At 68.5% G+C, this 20,516-nt stretch carries 18 protein-coding genes and 1 tRNA gene; 1 reads left to right on the top strand and 18 read right to left on the bottom strand.

The window, feature by feature from the left end; translation table 11 throughout:
- Positions 1 to 155: 155 nt before the first annotated feature.
- The 17 genes from fusA to FHG71_RS20315 form a co-directional block, all read right to left on the bottom strand.
- Positions 156 to 2,273, bottom strand: a complete 2,118-nt coding sequence (fusA, locus tag FHG71_RS20395) for an elongation factor G (RefSeq protein WP_139083539.1) — start codon at positions 2,271 to 2,273, stop codon at positions 156 to 158.
- Positions 2,274 to 2,282: 9 nt separating this feature from the next.
- Positions 2,283 to 2,753: a 30S ribosomal protein S7 gene (gene rpsG, locus FHG71_RS20390; RefSeq protein WP_139083538.1), complete on the bottom strand. Its 471-nt coding sequence runs from the start codon at positions 2,751 to 2,753 to the stop codon at positions 2,283 to 2,285.
- Positions 2,754 to 2,764: 11 nt separating this feature from the next.
- Positions 2,765 to 3,136 (bottom strand): 30S ribosomal protein S12, encoded by a 372-nt coding sequence (gene rpsL, locus FHG71_RS20385; RefSeq protein WP_139083537.1) that lies wholly within the window; start codon positions 3,134 to 3,136, stop codon positions 2,765 to 2,767.
- Positions 3,137 to 3,407: 271 nt separating this feature from the next.
- Positions 3,408 to 4,304, bottom strand: coding sequence for a DMT family transporter (locus tag FHG71_RS20380; RefSeq protein WP_139083536.1), 897 nt, complete (start codon positions 4,302 to 4,304; stop codon positions 3,408 to 3,410).
- Positions 4,305 to 4,521: 217 nt separating this feature from the next.
- On the bottom strand, positions 4,522 to 8,757 hold the full coding sequence (gene rpoC, locus FHG71_RS20375) for a DNA-directed RNA polymerase subunit beta' (RefSeq protein ID WP_139083535.1): 4,236 nt from the start codon (positions 8,755 to 8,757) through the stop codon (positions 4,522 to 4,524).
- Between the two features lie 81 nt (positions 8,758 to 8,838).
- Positions 8,839 to 12,978 carry a DNA-directed RNA polymerase subunit beta gene (rpoB, locus tag FHG71_RS20370; RefSeq protein WP_139083534.1) on the bottom strand — a complete coding sequence of 1,380 codons (4,140 nt, stop codon included), beginning with the start codon at positions 12,976 to 12,978 and terminating at the stop codon, positions 8,839 to 8,841.
- A 240-nt stretch (positions 12,979 to 13,218) separates the two neighbouring features.
- Positions 13,219 to 13,593: a 50S ribosomal protein L7/L12 gene (gene rplL / locus FHG71_RS20365; protein WP_139083533.1), complete on the bottom strand. Its 375-nt coding sequence runs from the start codon at positions 13,591 to 13,593 to the stop codon at positions 13,219 to 13,221.
- 70 nt (positions 13,594 to 13,663) lie between these two features.
- A complete protein-coding gene (rplJ, locus tag FHG71_RS20360) occupies positions 13,664 to 14,179 on the bottom strand; it encodes a 50S ribosomal protein L10 (protein ID WP_139083532.1) in 516 nt (171 codons plus the stop codon).
- A gap of 387 nt (positions 14,180 to 14,566) precedes the next feature.
- Positions 14,567 to 15,268, bottom strand: a complete 702-nt coding sequence (gene rplA, locus FHG71_RS20355; RefSeq protein WP_139083531.1) for a 50S ribosomal protein L1 — start codon at positions 15,266 to 15,268, stop codon at positions 14,567 to 14,569.
- Between the two features lie 3 nt (positions 15,269 to 15,271).
- Positions 15,272 to 15,724 (bottom strand): 50S ribosomal protein L11, encoded by a 453-nt coding sequence (gene rplK, locus FHG71_RS20350; protein ID WP_139083530.1) that lies wholly within the window; start codon positions 15,722 to 15,724, stop codon positions 15,272 to 15,274.
- A 146-nt stretch (positions 15,725 to 15,870) separates the two neighbouring features.
- On the bottom strand, positions 15,871 to 16,404 hold the full coding sequence (gene nusG / locus FHG71_RS20345; protein ID WP_139083529.1) for a transcription termination/antitermination protein NusG: 534 nt from the start codon (positions 16,402 to 16,404) through the stop codon (positions 15,871 to 15,873).
- Between the two features lie 173 nt (positions 16,405 to 16,577).
- A complete protein-coding gene (secE, locus tag FHG71_RS20340) occupies positions 16,578 to 16,769 on the bottom strand; it encodes a preprotein translocase subunit SecE (protein ID WP_139083528.1) in 192 nt (63 codons plus the stop codon).
- 54 nt (positions 16,770 to 16,823) lie between these two features.
- Positions 16,824 to 17,360, bottom strand: a complete 537-nt coding sequence (locus FHG71_RS20335; protein ID WP_139083527.1) for a 2'-5' RNA ligase family protein — start codon at positions 17,358 to 17,360, stop codon at positions 16,824 to 16,826.
- Positions 17,361 to 17,382: 22 nt separating this feature from the next.
- Positions 17,383 to 18,156, bottom strand: a complete 774-nt coding sequence (locus FHG71_RS20330) for a sulfite exporter TauE/SafE family protein (protein WP_139083526.1) — start codon at positions 18,154 to 18,156, stop codon at positions 17,383 to 17,385.
- A 110-nt stretch (positions 18,157 to 18,266) separates the two neighbouring features.
- On the bottom strand, positions 18,267 to 18,692 hold the full coding sequence (locus FHG71_RS20325; RefSeq protein WP_139083525.1) for an RrF2 family transcriptional regulator: 426 nt from the start codon (positions 18,690 to 18,692) through the stop codon (positions 18,267 to 18,269).
- Positions 18,693 to 18,742: 50 nt separating this feature from the next.
- Positions 18,743 to 18,818 (bottom strand) — tRNA-Trp (locus FHG71_RS20320).
- A gap of 67 nt (positions 18,819 to 18,885) precedes the next feature.
- Positions 18,886 to 19,563 (bottom strand): tellurite resistance TerB family protein, encoded by a 678-nt coding sequence (locus FHG71_RS20315; protein WP_176559538.1) that lies wholly within the window; start codon positions 19,561 to 19,563, stop codon positions 18,886 to 18,888.
- 109 nt (positions 19,564 to 19,672) lie between these two features.
- Between FHG71_RS20315 and FHG71_RS20310 the strand changes: the two genes are divergently transcribed.
- A complete protein-coding gene (locus FHG71_RS20310) occupies positions 19,673 to 20,374 on the top strand; it encodes a lysophospholipid acyltransferase family protein (RefSeq protein ID WP_139083523.1) in 702 nt (233 codons plus the stop codon).
- Positions 20,375 to 20,448: 74 nt separating this feature from the next.
- Here FHG71_RS20310 and FHG71_RS20305 read toward each other — a convergent pair.
- On the bottom strand, positions 20,449 to 20,516 hold a 68-nt coding region (locus FHG71_RS20305; protein WP_139083085.1), incomplete at its 5' end, for an EF-Tu C-terminal domain-related protein.

Below are 20,516 nucleotides of genomic sequence, written 5' to 3'. Positions count from 1 at the left end.
GGTCCACGTGACCAATGGTCCCAATGTTCACGTGCGGTTTGTTCCGCTCGAACTTCGCCTTCGCCATGATGGCTTCTCCTGTTCGTCAGACGTCCGGCAGGCCGAGGCCCGCCCCTTGAGGTCGGCGGGGCGCCGTCGGGCGCCCCGCCCCGCCGTCAGGCGTACTTCTTCTGGATCTCTTGCGAGATGTTCTCCGGCACCGGCTCGTAGTGGTCGAACTGCATCGTGAACTGCGCGCGGCCCGAGGACATGGAGCGCAGGTTGTTGATGTAGCCGAACATGTTGGCGAGCGGCACGAAGGCGTTGATGACGTTGGCGTTGCCGCGCGAGTCCTGCCCCTGCACCATGCCCCGGCGCGAGGTCAGGTCGCCGATGACGCCGCCCGTGTATTCCTCGGGCGTCACCACCTCGACCTTCATGATCGGCTCGAGGAGCTTGGCGCCGGCCTTCTTGAGGCCTTCGCGCATGCACATCCGCGAAGCGATCTCGAAGGCGAGGACCGACGAGTCAACGTCGTGGAACTTGCCGTCCACCAGCGCGACCTTGAAGTCGATCACCGGGAAGCCGGCCAGCGGGCCCGAGTCCATGACGGACTTGATGCCCTTCTCCACGCCCGGGATGTACTCCTTGGGCACGGTGCCGCCGATGATCTTCGACTCGAACGAGAAGCCCTCGCCCGGCTGGGTCGGCGTGATGTCGAGCTTGACTTCGGCGAACTGGCCCGAGCCACCCGTCTGCTTCTTGTGCGTGTAGGTGTGCGTGACCGGCATGGAGATGGTCTCGCGGTAGGCCACCTGCGGCGCACCGATGTTCGCCTCGACCTTGAACTCGCGACGCATGCGGTCGACGAGGATGTCGAGGTGAAGCTCGCCCATGCCCTTCATGATCGTCTGGCCCGACTCGATGTCGGTCTCGACGCGGAAGGACGGGTCCTCGGCAGCCAAGCGAGCGAGGGCGATGCCCATCTTCTCCTGGTCGGCCTTGGTCTTGGGCTCGACGGCGATCTCGATCACCGGCTCGGGGAAGGTCATCGTCTCGAGGACGACGGGCTCCTTCTCGGCGCAGAGCGTGTCACCGGTGGTGGTGTCCTTGAGACCCGCCAGCGCGATGATGTCGCCCGCGAAGGCTTCCTCGATCTCTTCCCGGTTGATGGCGTGCATCATCATCATCCGGCCGACGCGCTCGCGCTTGCCCTTGGTCGAGTTGAGCATGCCGTCACCCTTCTTGAGGGTGCCCGAGTAGATGCGCGTGAAGGTGAGCGAGCCCACGAAGGGGTCGTTCATGATCTTGAACGCCAGCGCCGAGAAGGGCTGCGCGTCGTCGGCCGAACGGGGGATGTCCCGCGTCTCGGTCTCGTCGCCCGGCTTGAAGCCCATGTAGGCGGGCACGTCCAGCGGCGAGGGCAGGAAGTCGATGACGCAGTTGAGCATGGGCTGGACGCCCTTGTTCTTGAAGGCCGAGCCCGCGGTCACGGGGACGAACTTCATCGACAGGCAGCCCTTGCGGATGAGCGAGCGAAGCTCTTCGGCCTCGGGCTCCTGGCCTTCGAGGTACCGCTCCATCGCGTCGTCGTCCATCTCGACGGCGAGCTCGACCATCTTGCCGCGCCATTCGTCGGCGAGGCCCTTGAGCTCGTCACGGATGGGCTGACGGGTCCAGGAAGCGCCGAGGTCCTCGCCCTTCCAGGTCCATTCTTCCATCGTGATGAGGTCGATGATGCCCTCGAGCTTGTCCTCGGCCCCGATCGGCAGCGCGACGGGGCACGGGGTCGCGCCCGTGCGGTCCTTGATCATGCGGACGCAGTTGAAGAAGTCCGCGCCGATCTTGTCCATCTTGTTGACGAACACGATCCGGGGGACCTCATAGCGATCTGCCTGGCGCCAGACGGTCTCGGTCTGGGGCTCCACGCCGGCGTTGGCGTCGAGCAGGCAGACCGCGCCGTCGAGAACGGCGAGCGAGCGCTCCACCTCGATGGTGAAGTCCACGTGTCCGGGCGTGTCGATGATGTTGAAGCGGTGCTTCTCGCCGACGTGCTCACCGGGGTTCTCGGTGCGCTCCCAGAAGGTGGTCGTGGCGGCGGAGGTGATGGTGATCCCCCGCTCCTGCTCCTGCTCCATCCAGTCCATCGTCGCGGCGCCGTCGTGGACTTCGCCGATCTTGTGGGACTTGCCGGTGTAGTAGAGGATGCGCTCGGTGGTCGTGGTCTTCCCGGCGTCGATATGCGCCATGATACCGAAGTTGCGGTACAGGCGCAGAGGATATTCGCGTGCCATGGGGGTCCCTTACCAGCGGTAGTGGCTGAACGCCTTGTTGGCGTCGGCCATCTTGTGGGTGTCCTCGCGCTTCTTCACCGCGGTGCCGCGGTTGTTGACCGCGTCCATGAGCTCGCCCGCGAGGCGCTCTTCCATGGTGTTCTCGTTGCGCTTCTTGGACGCGTCGATCAGCCAGCGGATCGCCAGGGCCTCGCGGCGCTCGGGGCGCACCTCGACGGGGACCTGGTAGGTCGCGCCGCCGACCCGGCGGGAGCGGACCTCGACGGCCGGCTTGATGTTGTCGAGCGCCTCGTGGAACACTTCCACGGGCTCGCGGCGGGCGCGGCCCTGGACGCGCTCGAAGGCGTTGTAGACGATGGTCTCGGCGACGGACTTCTTGCCGTCGACCATCAGGTTGTTCATGAACTTGGACACCACCCGGTCGCCGTACTTGGCATCGGGCAGGACTTGGCGCTTCTCGGCGGCGTGACGACGCGACATTCTCTAGATCCTCACTTCGGACGCTTGGCGCCGTAGAGCGAGCGGCGCTGCTTGCGGTTCTTGACGCCCTGCGTGTCGAGCACGCCGCGCAGGATATGGTAACGGACGCCCGGAAGGTCCTTGACCCGGCCGCCGCGGATGAGCACGACCGAGTGCTCCTGCAGGTTGTGGCCTTCGCCGGGGATGTAGCTGATGACCTCGAACGAGTTGGTCAGCCGCACCTTGGCGACCTTCCGCATGGCCGAGTTCGGCTTCTTGGGCGTGGTGGTGTAGACGCGGGTGCAGACGCCGCGCTTCTGGGGGCAGCCCTGAAGGTGCTGCGACTTGGACCGGGTGACTTGGCGCTGCCGGGGCTTCCGGATCAGCTGCTGGATCGTCGGCATGGGTTGTGTATCCCGTTTCCTACCGTTTGTGCCGCGGGCCGCGAGGCTCCGCCGTCGATTAAGCCCCACGGCACGCGTGAAGCACAAAAAGCCCGCCCAGTTCACGCAACCTGCAGAACGGGGCGGTGGGTCTCCAGAGGATCGGGGCGTTGCCGGCCCGGATCTTGAACCACATGTTTTGGCGCCTGGCAAAAGACGGACTTCGCCCATCGCCAAGGTCACGGCGACATATGGGAATCGCCCGAGGGTGTCAACCCGGCCGACGGGAACGTCAGGCGCCGGGGCTCGCCTCCTCCTCGGGACGCAGCCGCGCCCCGCCACCCCGCATCAGGGTCCAGGCGCCCGCCGCGACGACCACCGCCGCCCCGGCCAGCGTCGGCGCGTCCGGCAGCGTGCCGAACATCAAGGCCCCCAGCGCGATGGCCATGAGCAGCGCCGTGTAGCGGAAGGGCGTGACCGCCGCGATCTCGCCCACCCGCATCGCGCCCACCGAGGCGACATAGCCGCCCAGCACCCCCAGCATCGTCCCGCCCAGCGCCAGCGCCGCCGGACCCGAGAGCGGCTGCCAGTCCACGAAGGCCGCCCCCACGGCCGAGAAGACCGTCACCCCCAGCGCGCCCACCGCCGCCACAAGCAGGCTCGGCACGGCCGGCGAGATCGTGCGGCTCACGAGGTCGCGCACCGTCACGGCGGCGACGCTGCCCAGCACGAGAAGCGTGGCGGGCGTGAAGCCCTCGGCCCCCGGCCGGATGATGAGCAGCACGCCCCCGAACCCCGCCAGGACGGCCAGCAGCGCCGCCGGCCGCACCCGTTCGCCCAGGACCAGCATCCCGGCCAGCGTCACCGTCAGCGGCACCGCCTGATGGATCGCCGCGACGTTGGCGAGCGGCAGCAGCAGCACCGCCGTGAGATAGAACCACGACGCCGCGATCTCGCACAGGCTCCGCACCCCCACGAGCCGCAGGTCGCGCATCGCCGGACGGCGGAGCTGCCCCATCCGCCAGGCCATCAGCGTCAGCAGCGCCGTCGTGCCGCAGCCCCGCAGGAACAGCGACTGGAAGAGCGGCCATTCGGCGCCCAGCGCCTTCATGCAGGCGTCGCTCAGGGTGAAGCCGGCCATGGCCGCGGTCATCAGCGCCGCGCCGCGCCGGTTGGGGGTCAGGGTCATGGGGCGGAGCTAGCAGCCGCCCCCCGGCTCCGCCAGAGGGGGTGTTGCGCGAACCGGAGGGGGACCGTTCGGTGGTCGAAGGAATCGTTAACCCTTGAGGCGCAGGCTGGCGAGGACCGACCCGGAAGCCCTGCCCATGCCCCCTGCCCTCGCCCGTTCCGCAAACGAAAAGGCCCCCGTCGCCGGGGGCCCTTCCCTGTTCGTCCTGGCCGGAGGATCAGTCCCGGCTTTCCGGCACGCCGGCGTCGATCTCGTCGAAGCCCGTCTCGGCCGCCGGCTGCGGCGCGGACAGCGCCAGGGCGGCCGTGGCCTCCTCGCGGCGCTGCTCGATCACCGCGTGGTCGCGGTCCTGCGCGATGCGGCGCATCCGCGAGGTCGCGCCGCCGGTGCCGGCCGGGATGAGCCGGCCGACGATGACGTTTTCCTTGAGGCCCACGAGCTTGTCGACCTTGCCCTGCACCGCGGCTTCGGTGAGCACGCGGGTCGTTTCCTGGAACGAGGCCGCCGAGATGAAGCTGCGGGTCTGCAGCGACGCCTTGGTGATCCCGAGCAGGATCGGCTCGCCCGTGGCGGCCCGGCCGCCCCGCGCGATGGCCTTGTCGTTGGCCTCGTCGAACTCGGCCTTGTCGACCGTCTCGCCCTTGAGGAGCGTCGTGTCGCCCGAGTCGAAGATCTCCCACTTCTGGAGCATCTGCCGGACGATGACCTCGATGTGCTTGTCGTTGATCTTCACGCCCTGCAGGCGATAGACCTCCTGCACCTCGTTGATCATGTAGTCGGCCAGCGCCTCGACCCCGAGGATCGCGAGGATGTCGTGCGGGGCGGGGTTGCCGTCCATCACGTATTCGCCCTTCTGGATGAAGTCACCTTCCTGGACGGGAATGTGCTTGCCCTTCGGGATCATGTACTCGCGCTTCTCCTGCCCCTCGGCGATGGGCTCGATCGTGATGCGGCGCTTGTTCTTGTAGTCCTTGCCGAAGCGCACGTAGCCGTCGATCTCCGCGATGATCGCGTGGTCCTTGGGACGACGCGCCTCGAAGAGCTCGGCCACGCGCGGCAGACCCCCGGTGATGTCCTTGGTCCGCGCCCCTTCGCGGGGGATACGGGCCACGACGTCCCCGGCCTCGATGGTCTGGCCATCCTCGACCGAGAGGATCGCGTCCACCGACATCGTGTAGGCCACCGGCACGCCCGCGTCGTTGTTCACGGGGTTGCCGTCGGCGTCCACGATCAGGATCTGCGGACGCAGGTCCCCGCCCTTGGGCACCGAGCGCCAGTCGGACACGATCCGCTGGGTCATGCCGGTGGCCTCGTCGGTCTCCTCGCGCACCGAGATGCCGCCCACGAGGTCCACGTAGCGCGCGACCCCGCCCTTCTCGGCGATGATCGGGAGCGTGTAGGGGTCCCATTCCAGCAGGCGGTCGCCCCGCTCGACGCGGGCGCCTTCCTTCACGAAGACCTTGGTGCCGTAGCCCACCTTGTGCTGGGCCCGCTCCTCGCCCTGGTCGTCCATGATCGCGAGGACCATGTTCCGCCCCATGGCGATCTGCTCGCCCGCCGCGTTGGTCAGCAGGGTCGCGTTGCGGAACTCGATGACCCCGGTCTGCGACGCTTCCAGGAAGGACTGCTGCCCGCCCTGCGCCACGCCCCCGATGTGGAACGTCCGCATGGTGAGCTGCGTGCCCGGCTCGCCGATCGACTGGGCGGCGATGATGCCGACCGCCTCGCCGATGTTGACGAGCGTGCCGCGCGCGAGGTCGCGCCCGTAGCACATCGCGCAGACGCCGTCGTCCGACTCGCAGGTCAGCGGCGAGCGGATGCGCATCTTGGCGATGCCCGCGGTCTCGATGATGTCAGCGCGGCGCTCGTCGATGAGCTCGCCCTGAGCCACGAGGATCTCGTCGGTGCCCGGACGCAGCACGTCGTCGGCCGCCACCCGGCCCAGGACCCGCTCGGCGAGGCTCGACACGACCTCCCCGTCGTTGACGGCGGCCGTCGCGGTGATCGCCCGGTCGGTGCCGCAGTCATGCAGGCGGATGATGCAGTCCTGCGCCACGTCCACGAGGCGGCGGGTGAGGTAACCCGAGTTCGCCGTCTTGAGCGCGGTGTCGGACAGACCCTTCCGGGCCCCGTGGGTCGAGTTGAAGTACTCGAGCACCGTGAGGCCTTCCTTGAAGTTCGAGATGATCGGCGTCTCGATGATCTCGCCCGAAGGCTTCGACATCAGGCCGCGCATCCCGCCCAGCTGCTTCATCTGGGTCACGGAACCCCGCGCCCCCGAGTGGGCCATCATGTAGACGGAGTTCGGCTCCTTCGCCCGCCCCTGGTCGTCCTTGTGGACGGCCGAGATGGTTTCCATCATGGCCGCCGTCACCCGGTCGTTGCACTTCGACCAGGCGTCCACGACCTTGTTGTACTTCTCGCCCTGGGTGATCAGGCCGTCCATGTACTGCTGCTCGAAGTCCTTGACCTGGTCGCGGGTCTCCTCGACCAGCTTCCACTTGGCCTCGGGCACCACCATGTCGTCCTTGCCGAACGAGATGCCGGCCTTGAAGGCCTCGCGGAAGCCCGCGCCCATGATCTGGTCGCAGAAGATGACCGACTCCTTCTGGCCGCAGTAGCGGTAGACGGTGTCGATGACCTGCTGCACTTCCTTCTTCCGCAGCAGCCGGTTGACGAGGCTGAACGGCGCCTTGGCATTGAGCGGCAGGAGGTTCCCCAGCCGCAGGCGGCCCGGCGTGGTCTCGACGCGCTGCCAGACCTCGTTGCCGGTCTCGTCGATCTGCTTGATCCGCGCGGTGATCTTGGCGTGCAGGTGCACGGCCCCGGCGGTCAGCGCCTGCTCCACCTCGTCGATGTCGCGGAAGGTCATGCCTTCGCCCGCCATCCCCTCGCGCTCGATGGTGGTGTAGTAGAGGCCCAGGACCATGTCCTGCGACGGCACGATGATCGGCGCGCCGTTGGCGGGCGACAGCACGTTGTTCGTGGACATCATCAGGACGCGCGCCTCGAGCTGGGCTTCCAGCGAGAGGGGCACGTGCACGGCCATCTGGTCGCCGTCGAAGTCGGCGTTGAAGGCCGAGCAGACGAGCGGGTGGAGCTGGATCGCCTTGCCTTCGATCAGGATCGGCTCGAAGGCCTGGATGCCCAGGCGGTGCAGCGTCGGCGCGCGGTTCAGCAGCACCGGGTGCTCGCGGATCACCTCGTCGAGGATGTCCCAGACCTCGGGACGCTCCTTCTCCACGAGCTTCTTGGCCTGCTTGACGGTGCTCGAAAGCCCCTTGGCCTCGAGCCGCGAGTAGATGAACGGCTTGAACAGCTCGAGCGCCATCTTCTTGGGCAGACCGCACTGGTGCAGCTTCAGCTCCGGCCCGGTCACGATGACCGAGCGGCCCGAGAAGTCCACGCGCTTGCCGAGCAGGTTCTGGCGGAACCGGCCCTGCTTGCCCTTGAGCATGTCCGACAGCGACTTCAGCGGACGCTTGTTGGCACCCGTGATGACGCGGCCGCGACGGCCGTTGTCGAAGAGCGCGTCCACCGACTCCTGGAGCATCCGCTTCTCGTTGCGCACGATGATGTCGGGCGCGCGCAGCTCGATGAGCCGCTTGAGGCGGTTGTTCCGGTTGATGACCCGGCGGTAGAGGTCGTTGAGGTCGGACGTGGCGAAGCGGCCCCCGTCGAGCGGCACCAGCGGGCGCAGCTCGGGCGGGATGACCGGGATCACGGTCATGATCATCCACTCGGGCCGGTTGCTCGACTCGATGAACGACTCGACGATCTTGAGCCGCTTGATGATCTTCTTGGGCTTCAGCTCGCCGGTGGCTTCCTTCAGCTCGGCGCGCAGGCGCTCGGCCTCGCCCTCGAGGTCGATGGCGGCCAGCATCTCGCGGATGGCCTCGGCGCCGATGTTCGCCTGGAAGGCGTCGGCCCCGTACTGGTCCTGCGCGTCGAGATACTGCTCCTCGGTAAGGAGCTGGTTCTGCTGGAGGTCCGTCAGGCCCGGCTCGATGACGACGTACTGCTCGAAGTAGAGGATCCGCTCCAGGTCACGGAGCGTCATGTCGAGCATGAGGCCGATCCGCGAGGGGAGCGACTTCAGGAACCAGATATGCGCGACCGGGGCGGCGAGCTCGATATGGCCCATCCGCTCGCGGCGCACCTTCTGGAGCGTCACTTCCACGCCGCACTTCTCGCAGACCACGCCGCGATACTTCATGCGCTTGTACTTGCCGCAGAGGCACTCGTAGTCCTTGATCGGCCCGAAGATGCGCGCGCAGAACAGGCCGTCCCGCTCGGGCTTGAACGTCCGGTAGTTGATCGTCTCGGGTTTTTTGATCTCGCCGAAGGACCAGGACAGGATGCGCTCGGGCGAGGCCAGGGAGACGCGGATCTCGTCGAAGGTCTTGGCGGGGGTCAGGGGGTTGAACGGATTGTTCGTGATTTCCTGGTTCATCTCGTTCCCTTCCGGGGGTGGATGGAAATGGGGACACGGACGGCCCCCCGCAAGGGGCCGTCCCGCAAGCGGGAGGAGCCGTTACTCCTCCGCCTCCGCGTCCAGGAGTTCCATGTTGAGGCCGAGGCCCCTGACTTCCTTGACGAGCACGTTGAACGATTCCGGCACGCCGGCCTCGAAGTTGTCCTCGCCCTTGACGATCGACTCGTAGACCTTGGTCCGGCCCGCCACGTCGTCCGACTTCACCGTCAGCATCTCCTGCAGGGTGTAGGCGGCGCCATAGGCTTCGAGGGCCCAGACCTCCATCTCCCCGAAGCGCTGGCCGCCGAACTGCGCCTTGCCGCCGAGCGGCTGCTGGGTGACGAGCGAGTACGGGCCCGTCGAACGCGCGTGGATCTTGTCGTCCACGAGGTGGTGCAGCTTCAGGAGGTACTTCACGCCCACCGTCACCTTGCGCTGGAACTTCTCGCCCGTGCGGCCGTCGAACAGGTCCGACTGGCCCGAGGTGTCGAAGCCCGCGCGGATCAGCGCGTCGTTGACGTCATGCTCCTTGGCGCCGTCGAAGACCGGCGTCGCGATCGGCACGCCATGCGCGACGAGACCCGCCTTCTCCACCAGGTCGTCCTCGCCCATGGTGTTGAAGGCCTCCTCATAGGCCTCCTCGCCATAGGCGATGCGGATCGCCTCGCGCACCGGGGTCAGGTCGCCCGAACGCCGGTACTCGGCCAGCGCCTCGTCCACCTGGATGCCCAGGCCGCGCGCGGCCCAGCCCATGTGCGTCTCGAGGATCTGCCCCACGTTCATCCGCGACGGCACGCCGAGCGGATTGAGGCAGAAGTCCACGGGCGTGCCGTCCGCCAGGAACGGCATGTCCTCGATCGGCACCACGCGCGAGATGACGCCCTTGTTGCCGTGACGGCCGGCCATCTTGTCGCCGGGCTGGAGCTTGCGCTTCACCGCGACGAAGACCTTGACCATCTTCATCACGCCGGGGGGCAGGTCGTCGCCGCGACGGACCTTCTCGACCTTGTCCTCGAAGCGCGCGTCGAGCGTGCGCTTCTGCGCCTCGTACTGCTCGTTCAGCGCCTCGACGATCTTGGCGTCGGACTCGTCGGCCAGGGCGAACTGCCACCAAGCGCCGCGCCCGATCTCGCGCAGGGACTCCTCGGTCACGACCGAGTTGGCCTTGAAGCCGCGCGGGCCCTTCACGGCTGTCTTGCCGAGCAGGATGCCCTTGAGGCGCGCGTAGATGTTGCGGTCGAGGATGGCGAGCTCGTCGTCCCGGTCACGGGCCAGGCGCTCGACTTCCTCGCGCTCGATCTGCAGCGCCCGCTCGTCCTTGTCGACGCCGTGGCGGTTGAAGACGCGCACTTCCACGACCGTGCCGAAGTCGCCCGGCGGCAGCCGGAGCGAGGTATCGCGCACGTCGGACGCCTTCTCGCCGAAGATGGCGCGGAGGAGCTTCTCCTCCGGCGTCATGGGGCTTTCACCCTTGGGGGTGATCTTGCCCACGAGGATGTCGCCCGGCCCCACTTCGGCGCCGATGTAGACGATCCCCGCCTCGTCGAGGTTGCGCAGCGCTTCCTCACCGACGTTCGGGATGTCCCGCGTGATCTCCTCGGGCCCGAGCTTGGTATCGCGGGCCGCGACCTCGAACTCCTCGATGTGGATGGACGTGAACACGTCATCCCGCACGATGCGCTCGGAGATGAGGATGGAGTCCTCGTAGTTGTAGCCGTTCCACGGCATGAACGCGACGACCACGTTCTTGCCGAGCGCGAGCTCGCCCTGGTCCGTGGACGGACCGTCGGCGATCACCTCGCCCTTGGTGACCAGATCGCCCACCTTCACCAGCGGTCGCTGGTTGATGCAGGTGTTCTGGTTCGAGCGCTGGAACTTGCGCATCCGGTAGATGTCCACCCCGGCGTCGCCGAGCTGGAGATCCTCGGTCGCGCGGACCACGATGCGGGTCGCGTCCACCTGGTCGATGATCCCGCCGCGGCGCGCCATGATGGCGGCGCCGGAGTCGCGGGCCACGACCTCTTCGATGCCGGTGCCCACGAGGGGCGCCTCGGCCTGCAGGAGCGGCACGGCCTGACGCTGCATGTTCGAGCCCATGAGCGCGCGGTTCGCGTCGTCGTTCTCGAGGAACGGGATCAGCGAGGCCGCGACCGACACGAGCTGCTTGGGGCTCACGTCGATGAGGTCCACCTGCTCGCGCGGGGCGAGCGTGTAGTCCCCGCGCTGGCGGGTGTTCACCAGCTCGTTCGCGAATTCGCCGGCCTCGGTCAGGTTGGCGTTGGCCTGCGCCACGACATGGCGCATCTCCTCGGTCGCCGACATGTACTGCACGTCGTCGGTGACCTTGCCCTCCTGCACCTTGCGGTAGGGGGTCTCGATGAAGCCGTACTTGTTCACGCGGGCGTAGGTCGCCAGCGAGTTGATCAGGCCGATGTTCGGACCTTCCGGCGTCTCGATCGGGCACATCCGGCCGTAGTGGGTCGGGTGGACGTCACGGACCTCGAAGCCCGCGCGCTCGCGCGTCAGGCCGCCCGGCCCAAGCGCCGAGAGACGCCGCTTGTGCGTGACCTCGGACAGCGGGTTGGTCTGGTCCATGAACTGCGACAGCTGCGAGGAACCGAAGAACTCCCGCACCGCGGCCGCGGCGGGCTTCGCGTTGATGAGGTTCTGCGGCATCTCGGTGTCGATGTCGACGGAGGACATCCGCTCCTTGATGGCGCGCTCCATGCGGAGCAGGCCCACGCGGTACTGGTTCTCCATCAGCTCGCCGACCGAACGCACCCGGCGGTTGCCGAGGTGGTCGATGTCGTCGATCTCGCCCTTGCCGTCGCGCAGCTCCACCAGCGCCCGGATGCAGGCGATGATGTCCTCGCGGTCCAGCGTCCGCTGGGTGTCGGGCTTCTGGAGGTCGAGGCGCATGTTCATCTTCACGCGGCCGACGGCGGACAGGTCGTACCGCTCCTTGTCGAAGAACAGCGTGTCGAACAGAGCGGACGCGGCCTCGACGGTCGGCGGCTCGCCCGGCCGCATGACGCGGTAGATGTCCATGAGCGCGGTGTCGCGGCCCAGGTTCTTGTCCGCCGCCATGGTGTTGCGGATGTACGGGCCGACATTGATGTTGTCGATGTCGAGCACGGGGATCGTGGTGTGCCCGGCCTCGATCAGCGCCTTGACGGTGCCGCCGATGATCTCGCCGTCGCGGTCGGTCTCGAGCGTGAGCTCGTCGCCCGCCTCGACATGGATGGCGCCCGTGTCCTCGTCGATGATGTCCTGGGCGACGTAGCGGCCCTGGATGCTCTTGAACGGCACGAGGAGCTCGGTGACGCGGCCTTCGTCGATCAGCTTCTTGACCATTCGCGGCGTGACCTTCTCGCCGGCCTTGACGATGACCTCGCCCGTGGCGGCGTCGATCAGGTCAAAGGTCGGACGGGTGCCGCGCACGCGCTCGGGGAAGAACTTCGTCACCCACTGGCGCGTGGTCGGGTCGAGGCGGAAGTCGACCGTGTTGTAGTAGGCCGACACGATCGCCTCCTGGTCCATGCCCAGGGCATAGAGCAGCGTCGTCACCGGCAGCTTCCGGCGACGGTCGATGCGCGCGTAGACCAGATCCTTGGCGTCGAACTCGAAGTCGAGCCAGGAGCCGCGATAGGGGATGATCCGGCAGGCGAAGAGCAGCTTGCCCGAGGAATGGGTCTTGCCCTTGTCGTGGTCGAAGAACACGCCCGGCGACCGGTGCATCTGCGACACGATCACCCGCTCGGTGCCGTTCACGATGAAGGTGCCGTTGGGCGTCATGAGGGGCATGTCCCCCATGTACACTTCCTGCTCCTTCAGGTTCTTGATGGTCTTGGCCCCGGTGATCTCGTCGATCTCGAACACGAGAAGGCGCAGCGTCACCTTGAGCGGCGCGGCATAGGTCATGTCGCGCGACATGCACTCGTCGGCGTCGTACTTGGGCTTCTCGAGCTGGTAGCTCACGAATTCGAGCTGCGCCGTGCCGTTGAAGTCCTGGATGGGGAAGACCGACTCGAAGACCCCGCGCAGGCCCTCGTCCTTTTTCGGCTCCGGCCCGTCCCCCGAGTTCAGGAACAGGTCGTAGGAGGCCTTCTGGACCTCGATCAGGTTCGGCATCTCCAGGACTTCCCGGATCTTGCCGTAATACTTGCGGAGCCGCTTCTGGCCGCGGACGGTCTGGGGCATGAGCGTCGTCACCTATGTCTCTGCGAGGGGGGCGCCGCCGGGGCCGCGGTGCCCACCCCCATGAGAGGGGACTGTCGGAGGTCCATCCGGCGCCGCCTTCCCACGAGCGGCTCCTCGACCCGTTCGACCGGTCCAGAAGGCGGGCTTGGGCAAGCCGGCCTTCAAGACGGGTCAGGCTGGAGCCGCCTTGCGGCAGCCCCAGCCCGTTGTCGCCCTAGGTTGCGCCGAGGCGCATTCCAGTTAGGCCAGCTCGACCTTGGCGCCAGCCTCTTCGAGCTTCTTCTTCATGGCCTCGGCGTCGGCCTTGGACACGGCTTCCTTGACCTTGCCGCCGGCTTCCACGAGGTCCTTGGCTTCCTTGAGGCCCAGGCCGGTGATGGCGCGGACTTCCTTGATCACGTTGATCTTGTTCGCGCCGGCGTCCTTGAGGACGACGTCGAACTCGGTCTTCTCTTCCTCGGCCGGGGCGGCCGCGGCGGGACCGGCGGCCATCATCACGGCGCCACCGGCGGCCGGCTCGATGCCGTACTGGTCCTTGAGGATCTGCTTCAGCTCTTGGGCTTGCAGGAGGGTGAGGCCGACGATTTGTTCGGCCAGTTGGTTCAGATCAGCCATTTGTGCTTTCCGTCTAGACTAAGGGTTCCAACGCAGGGGACCGAAGCCCCCCGCGGCATCACGTCGCTGCTCAGGCGGCGGCCTTCTCTTCGATGGTCGAGAGAATGCTCGCGATGTTCGCGCCAGGCGCGCCGATCGCCCCGGCCAGGCCAGCGGCAGGCGCCCCGATGCAGGCCACGATGGAAGCGATGAGCTCCTCGCGGGACGGCAGTTGGGCGACGGCCTTGACCCCGGCCGGGTCAAGCGCCGTGCTCCCCATCGCCCCGCCCAGGACGACGAACTTGTCGTTCGTCTTGGCGTAGGCGTCCACCACCTTGGCCGCGGCCACGGGGTCTTCGGAGTAGGAGAACACGGTCATGCCCGTGAGAAGGGGGGCCATGCTGGCGCCGGGCTTCCCTTCCAGGGCGATCTTGGCGAGCTTGTTCTTGGCCACGCGAACGGAGCCCCCGACGTCGCGCATGCGCGCGCGGAGGTCCTGCATCTGTGCAACCGTCATGCCTTCGTAGCGGGCAACCACCACGACGCCAGAGCTTTCGAAGATCTGGCCGAGTTCCTCGACCACTTTCTCTTTCTTGGCTCTATCCACAGTTTCACTCCAAGTTGGGGTTTCCCCCGGCTCATGAGGCGACCCCCGAAAGGGCCGCATTCGGGTCCGTTGCTACGGAACCCGAGCCTCGGATCGCCCGCGAAGGACCGAAAGCCTCCAACGGAAATCTTTGTCTCGCGCTCCGTCTCGGGCAGGATGTTTAAGCCTGGGTCGACCCCGGGCCCCCACCGTCTTGGACAAGCGCCCCGTGCCCGCGATGGGAATCGCCGGCCCGAGGCAGGGGGCTCCTATAGCCCTCGGCACCGCCCTTGCCAAGGGCCTTCGGCGCCGATCACGCGACGGTGCATCGATCATGCGTCCCCGCCGCAACGGAAACGGCCGGCCCCCAAGGGGACCGGCCGCAAAGGCTCGGGCCGAGGGCCAGCCTCAGGCGTTGCCGGTCGCCGAGGCGAGGTCCACGGACACGCCCGGGCCCATCGTCGAGGCGATGGAAACCTTCTTGAGGTAGGCGCCCTTGGCACCCGTGGGTTTGGCGCGCTGCACCGCGTCCACGAAGGCGCGGATGTTCTCCGCGAGCTTCTCGGCGTCGAAGGACGCCTTGCCGACGCCGGCGTGCACGATGCCCGCCTTCTCGACCTTGAACTGCACCTGACCGCCCTTGGCGGCGCGCACGGCCTCGGCCACGTCGGGGGTCACGGTCCCGACCTTGGGGTTCGGCATCAGGTTGCGCGGCCCGAGGATCTTCCCGAGACGGCCCACGATCGGCATCATGTCCGGGGTGGCGATGCAGCGATCGAAGTCGATCTTGCCGCCCTGGATGTCCTGCATCAGGTCCTCGGCGCCCACGATGTCCGCGCCGGCGGCGCGGGCCTGGTCGGCCTTCTCGCCGCGGGCGAAGACCGCCACGCGCACGGTCTTGCCGGTGCCGTTGGGCAGGTTCACCGTGCCGCGGACCATCTGGTCGGCGTGGCGCGGATCGACGCCCAGGTTCACCGCGACCTCGATGGTCTCGTCGAACTTGGCCGAGGCGTTCGCCTTCACCAGCTCGACGGCGGCCTGGACGGGCAGGTTGTCCTTGCCCTCGAAGGCGGCGCGGGCCGCCCGGATACGCTTAGCAACTTTCGCCATGACTCAGCCCTTCACCTCGATGCCCATGGACTTCGCCGAGCCCAGGATGGTCTGCATGGCCGCTTCGACGGTGACCGCGTTGAGGTCCTTCATCTTGGCGGTGGCGATCTCGCGCACCTGCGCGATCGTCACGGTCCCGGCGACTTCCTTGCCGGGCTTGGTCGAGGCCTTCGGGCGGTTGCGCTTGCCCACGGGCTTCAGGCCGGCCGCCTTCTTGAGGTAGAAGGACGCGGGCGGCGTCTTGAACTCGAGCGAGAACGACTTGTCGGCGTAGTAGGTGATGACCACCGGGACGGGGGCGCCCGCCTCGATGTCGGTCGTGCGCGCGTTGAATTCCTTCACGAACGCCATGATGTTGATCCCGCGCTGACCGAGCGCGGGGCCGACCGGCGGGGACGGGTTCGCCTGCTGGGCCTTCACCTGCAGCTTCAGCGACCCGATGACTTTCTTGGCCATGTGGCCTCTCCTTCATCGTGGGGGACGAACCCCCTTGTCCAACTCCCGTCCCGGCGCGCCGGGCGGGCCTTCGTTGCGTGGTCCGGGGCCGGGGCCGCGGCCCCCTTCCCTCCCACGGACCCCCCGAGGGGGGCCGTTCGCTCAGGTCACGACAGCTTCGTGACCTGGGAGAATTCCAGATCGACCGGGGTGGCCCGGCCGAAGATCGACACCGACACCTTGAGGCGCTGGTGCTCCTCGTCGACGCCCTCGACCATGCCGTCGAAGTCCTCGAAGGGTCCGTCGTTCACCTTCACCCGCTCGCCGATCTCGAAGCGGATGAGGTTGCGGGGCGCCGTCTCCGCCGCGTCGGTGCGGTTCAGGATCGCGTTCACCTCCGAGTCGCGCATCGGCATCGGCCGGCCCTGCGGGCCCAGGAATCCCGTCACGCGCGGGATCGAGGTGATGAGGTGATAGGTGTCGTCGCCCATCTCCATGTGCACGAGCACGTAGCCCGGCATGAAGCGGCGCTCCGACTGCACCTTCTTGCCCCGCCGCATCTCGATGACCTCTTCGGTCGGCACGAGCACCTCGTCGAGCTTTTCCTGGAGGCCCTTCTCGGCCGCCTTGGCGCGGATCTGCTCGGCGATCTTCTTCTCGAAGTTCGAGAGGACCGAAACCGAATACCAGCGCTTCGCCATGTCTGCCGCACCCAATGTCCGACCGGCACGCGCCGGTTCCTGCCATCGAGGGCCGAAGCCCCCGCTCCAAACGGAAACGGGGCGCCACGCGCGATCCGTCGCGCCCGCGCCCACCCGCCGTCAGAAGCCCGGCGCTCCTACACCCCCGATGGGGCCGAGCGCAAGGGCCTTCGTCACCCGAAGACGGTGAGGATCCCAGTAAGCCCCGAGCGGATCAGGAGGTCGACGAGGCTGAAGAACACCGCCGCCAGCGCCGCGAGCGCCAGCACCATGGCGGTGGTCAGCACGACCTCGCGCCGCGTGGGCCAGACGACCTTGCCGACCTCGGCGCGGGTCTGGTTGACGAACTCGACGGGGTTGGCCATGGGACGTCCTCTCCGGGCGGAACCCGCGCGACATAGACGCGGGCGGGCCATGGGTCAAGGCCGCGGCCCTGCCGGTCCCGTGAACGGGATTTCGGCCAGCGCCTCCCAGGGCCCGCCCTTGTAGCGCCAGAGCCGCAGACCCTCGGCCATCGCGTCCCACGGCGCGAAGCGGGCCCGGAGCCGCGCCAGCGTCGCCCGCGCCTCCTCGGGGGTCACCTTGTTCTGTACGGTGACGTGGGGCCGCCAGGGCTGGCGGTCCTGCGGGGTGAGGTCGGCCTCCCAGAGCCGAACCAGCCCCGCGCGCAAGGCCGCGACCCCCGGCGCCTCCAGCCGGTAGGCGACGCCGCGCCCCAGGGGCATCAGCTCCGTCACCCGCACGGGCTCGGGCCCCTGCCCCGCGCCGGCCGCGCGCAGCGCCGCCAGGATCTCGCCTGGCCGCTCGCCCGGCAGGTGGTGGAACAGCGTCACATGGGCCGGGATGCGGTTGAGATGCGGGGGGAACAGCGCCCGCCGCTCGCCGTCGAGGCGGGCGAAGGTGGTGCCGTCCAGCGCCAGCGTCAGGATCAGCGGCTCGGCTCCGTCGCGTTCCATGCGGGTCCTCCCGGCGCGCAACCTAGAACAGCCGCGAGGCCTGGTAAGCCGCCAGCGACGTCACGACGACCCCCACGAGGATCATGAACTGCCGCGAGGGGATCACCTTGGTCACGTAGCCCGCGAGCGGCGCGGCGGCGACGCCGCCCACGATCAGGCCGGCCACGGCCCAAGCATGGCTGGCCAGACCCTCGGCCTCGTCCCAGTGCCCGGTCAGCAGCGCCGTCAGGAAGGCGACCGAGACCGAGAAGGTCAGGAAGAACTCGACCGTGTTGACGGTGCCCACCGTCTCGCGCGGGGCGGTGCCGCGCCCCACGAGGCCCGTGGCCACCACCGGCCCCCAGCCGCCGCCACCCACCGCGTCGGCGAACCCACCCAGGCCCCCTAGGGCGATCACGACGCCGGGCTCGGGCGCGACGTGCGTCGGCGGCCAGAAGAATCCGCGCACGAGGATGTAGACCCCCATGATGGCGAGATAGGCCGCGACATAGGGCCGGAGCACGTCGCCATCGAACGAGGTCAGCACGTAGGTGCCCAGCACGCCGCCCAGGATGCCGGCTGGCGCCAGGGTCCAGAACAGCCGCCAGTTCACGTTGCGGTGCCAGGCGTGCGAGCTCGCCGAGGTCGCGGTGGTGAACAGCTCCGCGGCGTGCACGGCGGCCGAGGCCGCGGCTGGCGTCACGCCGAAGGACATCAGCACCGTCGAGGAGATGACCCCATAGGCCATCCCCAGCGCCCCGTCGACAAGCTGCGCCAGGAACCCCACGGCGGCGAACAAGAGAAAGCCGTCTTCCATGTCATCTCCCGAACCTCGGATGGCGCAGGCGTAATACATACCTTTCAGATGGGAAATAGGGAGAATGCAGGCGCGCGACGAATCCGACGCCTAGCCCTCCGCCATCTCGGTCAGGGCAAGAGGGAGCCGCCGCGCTCCACCGCGCGAGCGAGCGTCATAGCCTCCAGAAGCCGCGCCGTCGCCTCGCGGCACTCGATCAGCACGGGGCGGATCTCGCAGGTTTCCATCGACTGGCAGTCGTCGCAGGTGCGGAAGCCCTTGCGCGTAGCGCAGGGCGCGAGCGCCAAGGGCCCGTCGATGCAGCGCAGGATGTCGGCGTAGCTGATCGCCTCGGCCCCGCGCGCGAGTCGGTAGCCCCCCTGCGGCCCCCGCCGCCCGACCACGAGGCCCCGCGTGCCCAGCGCCGACAGGATCTGCTCCAGGTACTTGCGGGGGATGTCCTCGGCCTGCGCGATCTCGGCCACGGTCGCGGCCTCGCCCTTCCGCGCGAGATGGATCATCGCGTGCAGGGCGTAGCGGGCCTTCTGGGACAGCATGGCGGACCTGGGCGCGGCAGCGCGCAGGACACCGCCGATGTGAGAGGGCTTGGCAGGGGCAGCAGGGTTCGAACCCGCGACCTACGGTTTTGGAGACCGTCGCTCTACCGGCTGAGCTATACCCCTAGGCCGACCCCCGACTAGCCCGAACGGCGATGGGGATCAAGGGGGTCCGCAAGGTCAGGCTCCCAGGTCAGACATGGGCGAGCACGTCGCCCTCGATCCGCCGCGCTTCCTCCGACGGCAGGTCCAGCGCGCGCGCCAGCCGGTCGAGGTAGGCCATCTCCAGCGCATGGTCGCGCCCGCAGATCAGCGCCGAGGCGGCGTAGACCTCGCGCGCCTCCTGCCCGCAGTGGACGCGCGCGGCCACGGCCTCGGGATCCGGGGCGGCGGCGATGGCCTCGCCCAGCAGGCCTTTCACGGCCGGGGGCAGGTCCTCGATCTCGGCGTCGATGGCGCTGTGCTCCTCCTCGTCGATGTGGCCGTCGGCCTTGGCGGCCGCCACGATCGCGAACAGGAGCGTGCGCGCCCGCGCCTCGGCCGCGTCGCCCTCCACGGCGCCGATGGTCGGGTCGGTGGCGACGCTGCGCCGGGCCTGCGCCCAGGCATCCAGGGCGATCTTGCCCAGGGCTGCGACCCCGCCCGCCAGAAGGGCACTGCGGGACAGGGCGCGGCGGCGCCCGCCCAGAAGAACGGGAAGCACCCCGCCCGGCGTCGCTCCGCCCTCCGGGTCCGTCCCCTGCCGCCCCTGACGCCCGGCGGGATCGTCGCCGACGCCCGGGCTCCCGGCGGCGGGGCCCTCGTCCGACCGGATGGGCTCATCTCCCTCGGTCAGCAGCCGGTCCAGGAAGCTGCGGGCGGTCGTGTCCATATCGTCCTCGGTGCAACGCGGTACTCTCGCCAGATAGGAGACGGACCGACTGCCTCCAACCCCTTGCGGGTCGAGCATCCGCTCCCGACATAATGGGCAAGAGGGGATCATGGCCATGCGCTTTCGAAGATGGCTCGGCCGTCAGCCGTGGGCGTCGCGGGCCGTCGGCACCGGCCTGGGCCTCTGGATTCGTCTGTGCCATGCGACCACCCGGTGGGAGTTCCGGGGCGACGGGGACCTCGCCGAGGCGCTGAAGGAGGGCCCCGTCCTCATCATCCTCTGGCACGAGCGGATTGCTATGGCCGGCATCCACTGGCGCGCCGCTTGGGGGCCCATGCTCGCCGTCCACAGCGACCGCTTCGCGGGCCGCGTCGCCGGGGCGGCGCAGGCGCATGTCGGACTGCGCCCCGTCGTCATGGCCTCGCGCCAGGCCAACCGGACCGCCTGCCGCGAGGTGATGCGCCTCATGCACGAGGGATGCAGCCTGGGGCTGACCGGCGACGGCCCCTCCGGGCCCGTGCGGATCGTCAAGGATGCGCCGCTGGACTGGGCCAGCACCACGGGACGGCCCGTCTTCGCCTACGCCTTCGCTACCCGGCGCCACTGGCGCGTGCCGAGCTGGGACCGCCTGGTCTGGCCCCAGCCCTTCACCCGCGGCGCGGTCGTCTGGCAAAGATGGGACGCGGCCCCGCCCCGCCGCATGGACGCGGCGACGCGCGAGGCACTGCGCCGGGATCTCGCGGCCGCCCTCACCGCCGCGGCCGAGGACGCCGAAGCGCTGGCGAGGGGCCACCAAGCGCCCGCGCCCTGATCGGCCCGTCTCGCAGCAAACGGAAAAGGGGCGCCCCGAAGGACGCCCCCCCTGTCTCACGACGGTCGACCGGATCAGGCGATGATCTTGGACACCACGCCGGCGCCGACGGTGCGGCCGCCTTCGCGGATGGCGAAGCGCA

The sequence above is a fragment of the Rubellimicrobium roseum genome (genome assembly GCF_006152145.1).
GTDB classification, from domain to species: domain Bacteria; phylum Pseudomonadota; class Alphaproteobacteria; order Rhodobacterales; family Rhodobacteraceae; genus Rubellimicrobium; species Rubellimicrobium roseum.
Note: the sequence above shows the minus strand (reverse complement) of the source record. Positions and strands in the feature narration are given on the sequence as shown.